The sequence below is a fragment of the Chryseobacterium sp. 2987 genome (genome assembly GCF_031456375.1).
GTDB classification, from domain to species: domain Bacteria; phylum Bacteroidota; class Bacteroidia; order Flavobacteriales; family Weeksellaceae; genus Chryseobacterium; species Chryseobacterium vaccae.
This window is the reverse complement of the sequence record NZ_JAVDUN010000007.1, coordinates 72,521-85,783: the sequence shown is the minus strand read 5'-3', so window position 1 is coordinate 85,783 and position 13,263 is coordinate 72,521. Positions and strand designations below refer to the sequence as shown.

14 protein-coding genes are annotated in these 13,263 nt (G+C 32.5%); 2 read left to right on the top strand and 12 right to left on the bottom strand.

Translation table 11 applies throughout. The features are described 5' to 3' along the window. Nucleotides 1-10: 10 nt before the first annotated feature. Both J2Y40_RS19560 and J2Y40_RS19555 read left to right on the top strand, forming a co-directional pair. Nucleotides 11-598, top strand: a complete 588-nt coding sequence (locus tag J2Y40_RS19560) for a DUF6705 family protein (RefSeq protein ID WP_153398076.1) — start codon at nucleotides 11-13, stop codon at nucleotides 596-598. Between the two features lie 135 nt (nucleotides 599-733). Next, complete coding sequence (locus tag J2Y40_RS19555) at nucleotides 734-1,870, top strand: hypothetical protein (protein WP_310000874.1); 1,137 nt, start codon at nucleotides 734-736, stop codon at nucleotides 1,868-1,870. Nucleotides 1,871-1,924: 54 nt separating this feature from the next. On the opposite strand, the gene J2Y40_RS19550 is transcribed toward J2Y40_RS19555, so the two are convergent. The 12 genes from J2Y40_RS19550 to J2Y40_RS19495 form a co-directional block, all read right to left on the bottom strand. Further along, nucleotides 1,925-4,225, bottom strand: a complete 2,301-nt coding sequence (locus J2Y40_RS19550; protein ID WP_153398080.1) for a GAF domain-containing protein — start codon at nucleotides 4,223-4,225, stop codon at nucleotides 1,925-1,927. Between the two features lie 126 nt (nucleotides 4,226-4,351). Next, nucleotides 4,352-4,603, bottom strand: coding sequence for a hypothetical protein (locus J2Y40_RS19545; protein WP_310000872.1), 252 nt, complete (start codon nucleotides 4,601-4,603; stop codon nucleotides 4,352-4,354). 56 nt (nucleotides 4,604-4,659) lie between these two features. Beyond that, nucleotides 4,660-5,142 (bottom strand): hypothetical protein, encoded by a 483-nt coding sequence (locus J2Y40_RS19540; protein WP_310000870.1) that lies wholly within the window; start codon nucleotides 5,140-5,142, stop codon nucleotides 4,660-4,662. 304 nt (nucleotides 5,143-5,446) lie between these two features. Beyond that, nucleotides 5,447-5,680, bottom strand: a complete 234-nt coding sequence (locus J2Y40_RS19535; RefSeq protein ID WP_310000868.1) for a hypothetical protein — start codon at nucleotides 5,678-5,680, stop codon at nucleotides 5,447-5,449. A gap of 5 nt (nucleotides 5,681-5,685) precedes the next feature. Continuing rightward, nucleotides 5,686-5,808, bottom strand: coding sequence for a hypothetical protein (locus tag J2Y40_RS19530; protein WP_262885782.1), 123 nt, complete (start codon nucleotides 5,806-5,808; stop codon nucleotides 5,686-5,688). 8 nt (nucleotides 5,809-5,816) lie between these two features. After that, a complete protein-coding gene (locus tag J2Y40_RS19525; RefSeq protein WP_310000865.1) occupies nucleotides 5,817-6,473 on the bottom strand; it encodes a hypothetical protein in 657 nt (218 codons plus the stop codon). A gap of 1 nt (nucleotide 6,474) precedes the next feature. Next, nucleotides 6,475-7,551: a hypothetical protein gene (locus J2Y40_RS19520; protein WP_310000862.1), complete on the bottom strand. Its 1,077-nt coding sequence runs from the start codon at nucleotides 7,549-7,551 to the stop codon at nucleotides 6,475-6,477. A gap of 4 nt (nucleotides 7,552-7,555) precedes the next feature. Continuing rightward, nucleotides 7,556-8,437 (bottom strand): hypothetical protein, encoded by an 882-nt coding sequence (locus J2Y40_RS19515; RefSeq protein WP_310000860.1) that lies wholly within the window; start codon nucleotides 8,435-8,437, stop codon nucleotides 7,556-7,558. A gap of 57 nt (nucleotides 8,438-8,494) precedes the next feature. Next, complete coding sequence (locus J2Y40_RS19510) at nucleotides 8,495-9,457, bottom strand: hypothetical protein (protein ID WP_310000858.1); 963 nt, start codon at nucleotides 9,455-9,457, stop codon at nucleotides 8,495-8,497. Nucleotides 9,458-9,639: 182 nt separating this feature from the next. Further along, nucleotides 9,640-10,497: a hypothetical protein gene (locus tag J2Y40_RS19505; RefSeq protein WP_153398096.1), complete on the bottom strand. Its 858-nt coding sequence runs from the start codon at nucleotides 10,495-10,497 to the stop codon at nucleotides 9,640-9,642. Then, complete coding sequence (locus J2Y40_RS19500; RefSeq protein WP_185152007.1) at nucleotides 10,497-12,614, bottom strand: N-acetylmuramoyl-L-alanine amidase; 2,118 nt, start codon at nucleotides 12,612-12,614, stop codon at nucleotides 10,497-10,499. Before J2Y40_RS19500 ends, J2Y40_RS19505 begins: the two co-directional genes overlap by 1 nt. 116 nt (nucleotides 12,615-12,730) lie before the next feature. Then, a complete protein-coding gene (locus tag J2Y40_RS19495; protein WP_153398100.1) occupies nucleotides 12,731-13,234 on the bottom strand; it encodes a DUF4280 domain-containing protein in 504 nt (167 codons plus the stop codon). Between the last annotated feature and the right edge of the window lie 29 nt (nucleotides 13,235-13,263).

Here is a 13,263-nt window from a genome sequence, read left to right as displayed (position 1 = left end):
AATTATCAAAATGAAAACTTACTTGTCAAAAATTATATTATTAGCTACTATAACATTAACTTTTTCATGTAAAGCACAGCAGGTGTATCCTTTAAATACAGATTATGAGACAGTACCCAATAATTCATATTTAAAAGATCTTAATAGCGAACTGGAACGTTATATTGGGGTTTATAAAACTAATTATGGAGGAAATGAAATTACATTGTTTATCACAAAGGATAATCAAAGACTGATTAAAAGAGCAAATAAAAATTTCTATCGGGATATTTTGATAATAAGATATATGATAAAGAATTCGTTTGGTAATGTACTGCAAGATATTCAAAATATGACATTTCCAGATAATCAACCCTCACATCATTTTATTGAAAGTATTGCCACCAACCCCTTACAAAATACTGTAACATTTATTTATAGTGGAACTAATTGCGGGATAGGCTGGGGAAAGATTATATTGAAAAAACTTAATGATACACAGATATCTTGGATCTATAGGCCAAATGGTTCAGCCACTACTGATGAAAATTGCCCGGGAAATCCAGATAAAACGGTATATCTTCCGGATACGGAAAATTTAGTTTTTACCAAACAATAATGAAAGGATTTGTTTCCTTTTTAGGAGAATTACTTGCTATGGTTTCTCCCAGATACAGAAGATTTAATCTTTGCCCAATAACGAATAATGGTAGTAATTATAAAACGACCACAATAATTTAAGCAGAACTTAATTATGAAATCTTTATTATTTTTTTTTATTCTTTCATCTGCCTTATTACATGCTCAAATTATTAAAGATTCAATTTTAGGAAAACCTAAATTTGTAAAAGAGTTCGTCATTTTTCTAAATGATTCTGGACCATATACTTTTATAAAAGGGGATGATGAATATGGTCACTCAATCATTAAGACCCCTAGTAACCTAAGAAAAAGTATGAGGGATACGTGGTTTGAGACCTATTTTTGCAGATATATAAATAATGAAACCTATTATGATAAAAACAGAAATATTATAAAGGAAACATGGTATTACAAGTCGGGAGAAATTGTTGATGATTATGTTTATACGTTTGATCATTCAAACAGATTAATTACAGAAATATCTAAAAACAAATATTCCGAAAGAAGGTCTAAATACTGGTATGAGGAAAACAGTAAAACGGCAGCATTTAAAGAAAATTCTTATCAATGGAAAGATGAACCTGCAAGAAGATATTTGAATAAGACTGGAAACTATGAACCTTTAATTGTAACGAAGTTTGACACTCTTACAAAGAAAGACAGCATTTTTGCCGTAACGAATAATATTTGGAAAGCAACAGGAAAGGGATCTTTTATGAGAAGCACAGACTCTGTTTATCATAAGAGATTGAGTAGAATTAAAATTTATGATAACGAATACAGGGTTATTGAAGAAGATTTTTTCAACTATGAAGATAATCTTCAAAACAAAATATATTCCATGGGACAATTTCGATATCAATATGATGCATCTGGAAATATTGTAAAAAAAACGTTACTAAAAGAAGGAAAACCTTATTCATATAGTTTTTTTGAGAATGGAAAATTAATTAAAGAAGAAAAAGCTGAAAGTTCAGAATATACAGTTTATACTAAAAACCAAAAACAAGAAAGGAAAACAACATATTACAAAGGTGAAATTTTACATGATCAGATAATTGAGTATAAAGGCAATTATATAACCGGACTATTTTTTCTGGATAAATTAGGAAAGGAAGATCAAAAAAAGGAATCCAAAATAATACGTTTCAAGTATAAGTTTGATAAATATAAAAACTGGATAGAAATAATTAAAAATGTAGATGGAAAAGATTTATATAAGTGGGTCAGAAAAATTGAATATTATTAAAATCTAATATCTGCCTTTCTAAAATGAATAGTAACTGATCTGGATATTTTAATTTTAAACTATTGAAATCCTCAGAGCCAGCAGCCCGGTAATTCCCTGAAGATCCTCTACTTTCAGGAATTCTACATCGTGCTGAAGGATTCCCTTTTTCTGGAGCTTGGCGATGTATTCCAGATATTCTTTCTGGTTTTCCATGCCAAAATAAACGATGGTAATCTTTCCGGGACAGGTAATCCTTTCTGTAGAGTCTTTAACATGGGATTTGTCAAGACGTTTTTTAACAATTTCATAATAAGAATTGTAGGCACCGTCTACATCAAAGCGTTTTTCATCCATTCTGAAACGGATGTCTATTTTTTCGTTGTACACAAAGATCAGGGAGGCAATATCCAGTCGGATGGGAAGATCCATTTTAAATGTCTGGAATTCGCGTTCCATATTGCAGATGGTTTTCAGCTGCCAGTATCTTAATTTGTGAACGACTTTGGAGGAGTATTGAAGTTCCGGGGCAATATTGTGCCCGATGTACAGATTATGCTCCACACCATCCGATTTGAATCTTTCATAATAATGCGGAAAGATTTGCTGGGCTTTGATCTGACTTTCATCCAGCATATCTGCCAGTTTCCTGTTGAGCAGGGTAATGGAATCATCCAGCCTTTTCCGGTTGGCATAAAAGAGGTCGGTTTGTGGGAAGACCTGTAAAAAATAATCTTTGATCTTTGCTTTGATTTCTCTTGTTGATTTCACCTCTAGTTTGCCCTGCAGGTAAGGATGAATTTCTTCTCTCAAAATCCTTTGGAAACGTTGTTCCGTATCAGCTTTGATCTCGTTGTTCAGTTCATTTTCAAAAACATCCAGTGCCAGCAGGTATTTCTCTGAATCGGAATTAATCAGAGTGAAAATATCATGAAGGACCTCAATCTGTTGATTAAGGTCTTCCAGCATCAGGTTAAAACGTTTGTCTGAAGAAGAACGGATATCTGAAAACCCAAACAGAGGGGTGAGATTCTTAAAGGAGATCTGCTTCAGTGTATACATTTTCTTGGCCAGATAAGCATTGAAATATTTTTCGGCTTCGTTCCGGAATTTCCAGACTACGCTGTTATGGATGGAAGTATATTCACGTTGGATAATGGCTTCTATCTGATAGTTTTTTTCAAAGCTGAACCGGGTCAGGGAGAACAGGATCATATCCGTGAAAAACTCCATCTTTTTCAGCTTTAAGCCGTTGAAACTATTGGCATGATGAGACGTAAATTCCATGATGGCCAGAAGCTCATTGTCTTTCATGATGGGGATCACCATGAAGCTGTTGATATCGTTCTCCTTTAAAATACTGAAAGAGGGCAGCGCTTTTATATTTTCATCCAGATTGCCGACATTGGAGACGACAATTGGTTTTGAATTATGACTTAAATTGTTAAAAGTATTGATTCGTGTTTCTTCGTCAAAGGCATTGATCCAGAAATCAAGAATATGATTACTGAAAAGGCTTTCATAGATCGGAAGTTTCTCCAGTTTCTGGCCTTTCTGGTCGAAAAGCATTAATCCGAAGCTAAGGTCTGCCACATCAAAGTACGATTTGAAAATTTCTGTAAGGTTTTCATCAGGACTCAGGTCTTCCGGGTCGATCTCTATCATACTTGATTTAAGCTCGGATAATGCCACTTCCGAAGTACAGTCTACCAGCGATATAATGGTGAACCCTTTCAGAACCCATGACTGTGACGGGAAATACCTTTTCCAGAGCTTGAAATCATCGAGGTTTTCCAACAGCATATCCAACACGTCATCTTCAGGAATTTTTGCCGTTTCTGTAGGATAGATTTCTGTAAAATCTGAATTGACCGTAATCTTATAATGTTTCATGATTCCCTGTTTATTCGGGATATCATAGTAAAACGGGATAGTGCTCTTGATATCTTTTTTGAAATAGCTCTGAAGGATCAGGCAGCAGCAGAATACATAAAATTCATTGTCATCAATATTCCTGAGTTCTATTTCAAAATCTTTACCGGCATCTTTAAGAATACTTTTAAATCTCTCCGTGTAATTGAAGGTGATATTGGAAAGTGGAATACTGGCCGCTTTGATCTCGTTATGGGTGAGTCCGGTGGGGAAGAGGTCTGCCAGAAGCATTCTGATGAGGTCCTCATGTTTGTCCAGAAGAGAAACATCCTGAAAACCTTCTCTTAGTTCCTGAAAATTTTTAGTACTGTCGATCAGGGATTCAGCGTAATTGACACGATATTCCAGACGATCATTGTACCGAATATGTTCCAGTACATCCAAATATTTTTTGAATGAAATGTAAACCTGAAAGGGTGAGTCTTTTTTGTAAAGATTGGCCAAAAGCTGAAATTTAGAGTAAAGTTATGAAAAAAACGGAACTTCCAATTTGAAGGGATTAGCTAAAAATGAAGCCAGGAAAATGTTTTGTTTAATACTTTTAAATAGATCTCTGAAATCTGTAAAACATTATTTGTTTCTCCTTTTCTTTTTTAAAAAATCAACAGTTTTATGTACAAGATTAGGATAAAAGTCTAGTGTTCCGATCTTTAATTCTTTGGTTGCCGGAAAGAGGAATTTCATCACAGGAATGGAAAGCATCACGGCAAAAGGCAGTAAAAGTATTCCCGGGCCATTATTTTCTGCCGGATCTTTTTTTAGAAAAAGAACAAAAGCGGCAACAGATAAGGCTGCTAATAATGTGATAAGTATTTTCTTCATAAGATAATCAGCTTTTCAAATATAATGAATTTTAGACTGTTTTCTGATGAAAATGCCTATTGTTTTTCTTCAGAAACGCACAGTTTTGTAATTTCTGTTTTTCCGATAAGGGAATGGTCATATTTCAGGATTTCCGGTTCTTCCGGATCGAAGGTAATATCCTGAAGTTTTTTTGCAGCAGGGAAAAATTCCAGCCAGCCTACCGCATGATCTGCCATCATTTTTACGGATGAATCTTCGGAAATATCATTGGTTACATACAGTTCAACGGTGATTTTTTCAGATGTGACCTCTTCTATCCGGATTTTAACATCTTTGAAAGTTTTCAGAGCAGAAACATTGCTGGATTTCACCAAAGCTGCGATTAGTTCTTCGCACGATTTGAATGTGTCTTCTTTTTGAACAAGTGCTTTCTTTTGGGCAGGCTGGGCTTTAACAACAGTTGCTTTGGGTACTGAAGCTGTCTGCTCCTGTTTCTTTTCGCATGACAAAGAAAGAAAAGCTGCTACGGTGAAGATCAGAATTGTATAGATTTTCATTGAGGTTTGAAAAGGTTTAAAGGTCATAAGTTTTATTGTTTCTCAATCTTATATTCTTTCTGTTCCCCGACTATTGATTCCATAAGGCTTCCTTTAAGTATTAATTGATCTGTCTTTGTGATGGTCAGGGATTTTCCTGTGGATGGATCTTTTAATTTTAGCTCTTTGGGGGATTGGCTGAGCACTTCCAGATTTTTTTGAAGGATTTCAACATAAGAGTCAATGACAAAAATGGCTTTTTTATTGTGAATATCCAGTTTGATCTGGCCCCATGCCCGTGGATCGGCAGATTCATCTTTTAATCTCAGAACGTTCCAAAATATTTTCCGTTCCAGGTGAAAGAAGGGGTGGTTTGCTGTGAAACAGCTTTATCTGAATTGATTTCCTGCTGTTTTTCCGAAATCTGTTTTTCAGGAATAATTTTCTCTGCTTCAGAAATCGGAGCAGATTTCTGTTTGTTTTTGGAATCATTAGTTTCCTTGCAGGAAATGATAGATACCACCAGGAGAAATAATAGAGTTCTCAGTGTTCTTTTCATGGTTTTTAATTGCAGAGTTCAAGAATCAGGGGTGTTTTACCTCCGTTTTCACGGATCAGCAGAAAATCTTTTCCGGTAAATTCAAGACGTTTTGTTTTCGTATATATATCAGGAAATAGAGAATACATTTTATTTTTTATTGGTTGGATGTTTTACTGATTACGAAACGATAGCTGGAAGATGGCTTCATTGTATAAAGCTCCGTATCGTAATATTGATCGGTCAGAATGATTGGAATAATATTTTGTTTTCCGTTTTTAAATGTAATAAATTTATTGATTTCAACTGTATCTTCAACAGGTGCTACATCTAAAATGATTTTTTTTACCAGTTTTTCTTTATCAAAATAGTACAACCTGTATCCATAGATGCCGGATTCATCTTCTTCCTGAATTAAAAGTATGTTCTCATACCCATCAGTAAATATAAAAGGAGTAAGCACGTAGGCATCCGATACAATAAAATCAATTTCTTTATTGTTGATATACATTTTTTTTCCACCGATATTTTTAGATTCATCTAAATAACTCTTTAACTGTAGTGTTAATCTGTTTTTCTGATAAATTCCCTCAGCCTTGTTTATTGTATTCCATTTTTCGTAAATGAAATAGGCGTTATTCTGGCTTTCAGGTTGATCAGAATTTACTTTATTGATCTTTTTATCCTTTTTATTAGTATCGTTAACAGGCTTTATCGCATCAGAACCTGATGGTTGATGGGTTTCCGGCTTTGTTTCTTTGCAGGAAAATAAAATAGAAAGTCCGACTATAAAAAGTATTTGCGTCTTTATCATTTTAGTGACAGGGTTCAAGAATTAATGGGAGTTTACCGCCGTTTTCTTTTATGAGGAGAAAATCATTACCCACAAATTCTAGTTTTTGTTTTTTCATGTTATATAAACCAATCCATTGGAGTTCTGCTTTCCCATTTTTTTGTAGAATCAGTTTTCCAATAACCTTATCTTTGGAGATCTCCTCATCTACAATTTTTAGATATTCTTTATAATAGTTTTCCTGAGAAGATACACTTGCATATTTCAGAAGATATTCATTCTTATTGGACGATCTTTCTACCTTTAGATTGATGTAAATGGCATTGAAATCGTACAGGGATAGAAAACCTTCATTTTTATTGACACTCAGTTCTGTTAATTCATTCTGACAGATTACGGCCCACATTCCTTTTAAATCCGAGGGATAAGTTTTTGTTTCAATAATTGTTTTATTCCTATTATTGTTTGAATTTATTAAGTGTGCTGAACTATTTTTCTGTGTAGTATTATCTATAGGTTGAAAATTCCCCTTGAACTGATAAGAACCAATTTCTAATAAATATGAACTATTTTGTTCTGATAAAGTAGCTTTAGAGTCTACATATAATTGATGGATATCCTCATGGGTTTCAAAATAAAAATGACTATCCGAAAACGTTTTTTTTAATTGATCATATTTTAATATTTGAAATGTTAAATACTCTTCAGTAATTGACGGAAATAAAAAGATGAGGTTATTTTTATCATTGGCGAGAAGCTTAATTTCATCAATAGCATCTTTGGCTGCAATGTCATAAGAAAAATTGAAATCAGTATTAATTTTTTGACTATCAATTTCTAAAATTGAAGTTTCCTTTTCTAAATCTAAAGTTAAAAAGATGTTCTTCATTTCTGAAGTTTTTAACTCATAGGTTATATTTTCTGAGTTTTCTTTTATTTTAACTTTTTCAATTTTAACTTCTGAATAAATATTAGAAACAGTTCCTGTCTTTTTTATATCTATTTTAGGCACTTCTTTTTTACAGGAAGTGATATTGATGCCTATAATTAATAGGAATAACAAGGACAATACATTTTTTAGCAAATATTTACTATTCATTATTTTATAGCTCCATTATTTTATATTTCTTTTTTAAAACTCTTTTTTCAGTAGAGTTATTTCTTGTATATATATTAATATCAAAAGTTTCAGTAATAACAAAATCTTCAATGGTTTCTCCATCCATTTTTCCAATTTGTAATGAAGAAATAATCTTATTATTGTTGACAATTTTTAAAAAATAGCCTTCAATATCAGAATCGGTAAAAGCAAGAATTATGGGTTGTAAATTGTTAATTTTCGGAAGAAGAAAAAAGATAGATGGTTGCTCCTTGATACCATAGTTTTCAAGGATATCTTTATTCTCCAAAAAAGTGTAAGAAGGATACTTACCCTCACAATTCTTATTATCTTCGATACATGCTTTATAATAAGTATCAAAGTCAAATGGTAAAGTACAAAATTTGCTGTTGTTAGTAATATAAGTCTGTTTTGTTTTCGAAAATTTTGATATATCTACATTCTTATTTTTTAATAGAATCTTACTAAATTTTTTAAACTCTGCTTGAACATCAGGCATAAGATTTTGTAAAATATCATCATTTTTTCCTTCAAGGTTTACTTTTTCTATTTCACCTAAGCTATTATAAACAAAGTTATATTTCTCATAATATGTATCAGATGGTTTTTCATTAATATAGGTTTCAACTTTGAATTTTACATTTACTGTTTGCTTATCTTGTGAAACGGTTTCTGGTGTGTATGTCATCGCACAACCTGATCCACAGCTTAGTACAAAAGAATTATCATTTATATTATTAATAACAGACGAAACTTGATTTTCTTGTTTGGCTCGGATTATACTTTTATCTGAATCATTTTTCTTACAACTGATTGTTATAAAAAATAAGCAAAGAATTAATTGTGAAAATTTACTGGTTTGCATTTTTTGAATTTATTAAAGCAAATTGTACTTTAAGACAAGCATAAACTATGTAAAATATTATTTAGTCTTTTGTAAAGGCATTTCATTATTGCCAGGATTTATAAAATATATTGGACTTCCTGAGATAAAGTAATTATTGTCTGTTTTTTCAATATAAATAATTCCCATGTCACCAGCAGATTCGTCATAATTAATTTTGATTTTTTCATTATCAATTTGTTCAGCTTTTAAATTAGAATAGTTATTTTTTGTTCTGTCTTCCGTAACATGTACCATAACGTCTTCTAAAGAATTTATAGTGATATTGAAAATTGTTTTTATATTATCTTTATTTGTAGCCTCAAAGTAATAGGATCCTTTCCAAACATTAGTATTATTCTGAACTACAGTATTGTTTTCTTTTGTAAATAATTTTTGTTTTACCAAAAGTGTTTTTCCAGAAGTATTGATTTTGTATTGCTCCCATTTTTCAACACTTGCTCCGGATTCATCTTCTGCAATATCTAATAAATAAATATTGTCTTTATCAATATAATAATATTTTGTTTTTACAGTTAAAGCCTCGGAATAGTTGAAAGATTGATATACAATAATAGAATCTGACAGCGTTTTATTTTTCTCAATATATAATGTTGCTTGATAACTTAAATCTGCATTATTTGTACTTATAGGAGATGAGTTTTTAATGAATAACTCTATTCCCGAAGACAGTTTTCCAATATGGATCTTTTTATTGATAGAGTTTAGCTGGTCATAGTCAAATTTGATTTTTGATAATGCACATTTTGAATCATCTTCTTTAATCTGCTTTTCAGATCTATCAAAAAATGTAGTGCTTAGTTTACATGAAGAATCAATAGAATTCACAAAACTTAAATTAGAAATTAAAACGTCACCATTCCAAATTTTGCCAATAAAGAGCTCATTAGATATAGTTGTTTTTGATATGTTTTCCTGTGTTTTTTTACAGGAGAATAGGCATAGAATGGCAATTATATAAAATATTTGTTTCTTCATCATTTTAGTGACATAGTTCAAGAATTAACAGGAATTTACCGCCATTTTCTTTTATGAGGAGAAAATCGTTACCCACAAATTCTAGTTTTTGTTTTTTCATGTTGTATAAACCGATCCATTGGAGCTTTGCCTTCCGGATTATGGAGATAGGCTTTAATTTTGAAGGTGTATGTATACCTGTCTTGTTATTCTGATATAGTTTCATTTAAGTCAAGCTGTTTAAGAAGAATTTTTTTAGAAATTTCTTTTTTTATCCATTCTTCTTCTCCTGTTTTTGCACTCGTTCCTAAGGTTGCAATAAATATTTTTTCGATATAAAAGTCATTATTTTTAAAAAGAACAGGAATAACAACTTTTCTGAATATATTTTGATATTGATCAGTAAAACTCAAGATTAAATTGAAAGCTTGATTGTTTTTCGTTTTCGTTTTAATATCTATAAAATCACAAACAAAGTTTTTGTTAAAAAAAGATTTATTATTAGATTTTGCTTCAACATTATAACCTTCCGTTTTTTTCTCTACAATAATTATATCCTGATAATTATTGTTATTAAAATTTACTTTAAAGCTCTTAGTTTGGCCTAACTCATTTGAACCACTATTTGAAAGAGAAATTGTATCTTCTTCCATACTTTCTTTTGACTTTAAAAAGTATTTTTTACATTCTGGCAAGTCACAGCCTAAAAGCATTGTTGTTTTACCGTTAAAGAGTGATATATATGATCCTCCATTAATTTGTAAGTCATATTTTTTTCCTTTGTATGAATAATTACTTACATCAATATTACAGGGTGTAATCGGATATGAAAAATGCCATTCATTTTCGGTGATAGATGTAGCTAAACTCATTATTTTATCTACATCATCATTATTCAGAGACCATGCTTTATCTTTTTTATTTAATGTTTCTCCTGTTGAATATTGTCCTTTACATTTTGCAAAGTAAGTTGTCACTTGAGTCTTTTTATTTTCATTCTTATCCTGTCCCTTACAAGATAAGATAACTGACAATAATAAATATAAAATTGTAATATTTTTCATTATTTTAAATAATCTTTAATGGCATTATAAACAATCTGTCCTTCACCTGCTTCTTTTGCTGCTAAATGCTCATGACAATCAATTTTACTTGTATCTAAGTTATAGTAACTTAAAAGTGCGATGACAAGACATGCTACAGATTTTGCTTGTTCTTCAGTTAAGTTCTCCCAGCCTGCAACTGGATTTTGTCCCTTTAATCCTAATGTAGGTTTACCATTTTTATCTATTGCAAAACCAACTACTTCAATTCCTACGGATTTTGAATTCCATCCAGCACAATGCCAAGTCACTTTTGATAAATTAGCTGTTTGAATAATTACACCATCTTTCCCAACAATAAAATGTGTCCCATAATAATCTATACCTCCTTTTTTATTTTTTCTCCCACCTTTAAAAGCATTGATACAAGCTTGGGTTGTTCCACCGGCAGTTCTATGTAAGATTATTTTTTGAACACTTGTTTTTGGGTCTTTAAAAGTTCCATGTTCAATTACAGCAACATGATTTTTCATAACTCTTGAATGTTCTATAAAACCATTATTTACATTGAATGCTGTAGTACAAATACAGTCTTCTAAGTCACTTGGGCAAAGTTCATTCTTGCTTGATTTTTCCTTTTTATTTAGATTACAGCAGTTTTGAGGATATTGAAAAACTGTTTTTAATGCATTTATAGCATTAACCCGTTGATTATAGCCATTGATTGAGGATGATTTGGTTGCATTAGGCTTATTAACCATTCTGGAAGTATCAAAAACACTATCTTTATCAGCAAATGGATTAATATTTCCTTTATCATTATATTTCCAATACCATCCGCTTGACATGGCTGCTATTTCAATATTTGTAGAAACTAATTTAGGATTTTTTACAACATCATATCCGGAATTATCTTTAAATTTTTGATAATTTCCCTGTAATGTTAAATGAATAAACCCTCTACCTCTATATGGATCATAAGAATATTCTTGATTTATTTTCCCTTCTACACTTTTCATAAAAGCACCTGTTTCATGATAACATTGTCCTAAGAAGTGTATTTTTCTAATACAAGAAGTTATTTCATAATTTTCAAAAGTTTTGTTTAATACTTCAGCAAACTTTTCATATGATTTATCATTAAATTGTTCATGTCCACCTGTAAATAAATTGTCTTTGTTCCATTTATAGAAATTTTCTCCAGCTTCATCAAAGGTTGCTTTTCGCATTGCAATTACCATTTCTTTTAATTCCTTGGGATTAATTGCTCTATCACAAAAACATGTACAATTATCCGTCTTTTTTTCCAATTTCGGTTCTTTAATTACTGCGGGACTATTCCCTGGCGGGGGCGGAGCGGTAGGTCTTTGATCTTTTTTTATGGTGCCATTGCTTTCTCCCCAGTCCCAAAGCTCATTCCACCAGTCAATCACTTGGTGTGCTATGTCTTTTTCTTCTTTTTTAGACTTTGGTTTGTTCTCTGCAGGAGAGTCCTTAGCTTTGGACTGTTCTTTCGGAGAGACCGGTTTGGGGCTGGGTTTGCTACTCGGGAGATCAAGGATGATAGGATTTTTTACACTTTTATTCTCCGTAGCATGCTTTTTATGGGAATAGTATTCTACCGTTACATAAAACTCCAGTTCTTTAGGATCGGTTTCACCTTCCATAGCCTTCTTCATTAAGGCTTTGGTGAGCATAAATTCTACTCTGGCAATTCCGTTTTTTACTTTTTCTTTTTTGCTATCTATGGGTAAGTTTTTTGCATTATGACCTGAACCTTTGGCGTCATCTTCCCAAAGAGTAAATTGAAGATACTGGCCTTCCAGATTCATGCATTTGGCTTCTGCGACCAGTTTTTCCGTGAAGCTGAAAACAGTTCCGGGAGTATCGTCTATGTATTTTAATTCAACTTTATTGATTCTGGGAACATCGCTGGGTTGTGGCTGTATTTCCAGTGCCATTGGAGCTCTGCCTTCCGGATTATGAAGATAGGCCTCAATCCTGAAGGTATCTTTGTAAGCTGTTGTGTTAAAGGTAAAGCTGCTTACTCCTTTTTTCTTGATATTGGTAGGAACAAATTTCCCATTTACCTTTTTAAAAAGATGCCAGGTAACGAGTGCCGGATTTCTTTTCTCCAATGGAGTGGCAGGATACCATTCATCAATTTTATAAGTAACCCGTTCTCCTACTTTTGGTTTTGTATTTCCCGATATTTTATAAATTCCTTGTTTAGACATGGCCGAAAAGTTTTTGATTAGTAGGCGTCTGGTTCAGTGTCCTGCATTTCCTTCTGGAATTCCTTGAAATTCATGAAGGGATTGATATGATGCTGCTCCTGGGGATCTGCTTTTTTTACATTCTGCTGAGTCATCGCTGCGGTTTGTCCATGTTCCATGATGGTGATCTTTCCGCCTGTGGAGCACATAAGTTCTGAGACTTCAGTAACGCAGCTTTTGTCCATTACCTTTACTTTTTCATAGGTTTTCTGCCATTTTCCTGCGGGAGCGTAAGCGCAGGGAAGATACCCTCCAGATGAAGGTTTCAGTTTGCATCTTCCGAAACTTGGCCCCGAGGGATTGAACTGAAGATCATCTTCAGTTACGGCCAGATAATCGGCTTGACCTTTTTCATTATTCCAATAATGTTTCTGGTGAGAGGTTACTTTAAATTGTGGAAACTGATCGCCCTGATTACATTGAGCTTTTCCTTTCTGTATGACGAGATGTTTTCCGTCATGTGGTGATGCGGATCCGGACATATTTTGCGTTTTTATTGGTGTTGTTTCAA

Coding starts and splice junctions, on each gene's coding strand:
- J2Y40_RS19560 (WP_153398076.1), top strand. CDS start 11: ATGAAAACTTACTTGTCAAAAATTATATTATTAGCTACTATAACATTA.
- J2Y40_RS19555 (WP_310000874.1), top strand. CDS start 734: ATGAAATCTTTATTATTTTTTTTTATTCTTTCATCTGCCTTATTACAT.
- J2Y40_RS19545 (WP_310000872.1), bottom strand. CDS start 4,603: ATGAAGAAAATACTTATCACATTATTAGCAGCCTTATCTGTTGCCGCT.
- J2Y40_RS19540 (WP_310000870.1), bottom strand. CDS start 5,142: ATGAAAATCTATACAATTCTGATCTTCACCGTAGCAGCTTTTCTTTCT.
- J2Y40_RS19535 (WP_310000868.1), bottom strand. CDS start 5,680: ATGAAAAGAACACTGAGAACTCTATTATTTCTCCTGGTGGTATCTATC.
- J2Y40_RS19530 (WP_262885782.1), bottom strand. CDS start 5,808: ATGTATTCTCTATTTCCTGATATATATACGAAAACAAAACGTCTTGAA.
- J2Y40_RS19525 (WP_310000865.1), bottom strand. CDS start 6,473: ATGATAAAGACGCAAATACTTTTTATAGTCGGACTTTCTATTTTATTT.
- J2Y40_RS19520 (WP_310000862.1), bottom strand. CDS start 7,551: ATGAATAGTAAATATTTGCTAAAAAATGTATTGTCCTTGTTATTCCTA.
- J2Y40_RS19515 (WP_310000860.1), bottom strand. CDS start 8,437: ATGCAAACCAGTAAATTTTCACAATTAATTCTTTGCTTATTTTTTATA.
- J2Y40_RS19510 (WP_310000858.1), bottom strand. CDS start 9,457: ATGATGAAGAAACAAATATTTTATATAATTGCCATTCTATGCCTATTC.
- J2Y40_RS19505 (WP_153398096.1), bottom strand. CDS start 10,497: ATGAAAAATATTACAATTTTATATTTATTATTGTCAGTTATCTTATCT.
- J2Y40_RS19495 (WP_153398100.1), bottom strand. CDS start 13,234: ATGTCCGGATCCGCATCACCACATGACGGAAAACATCTCGTCATACAG.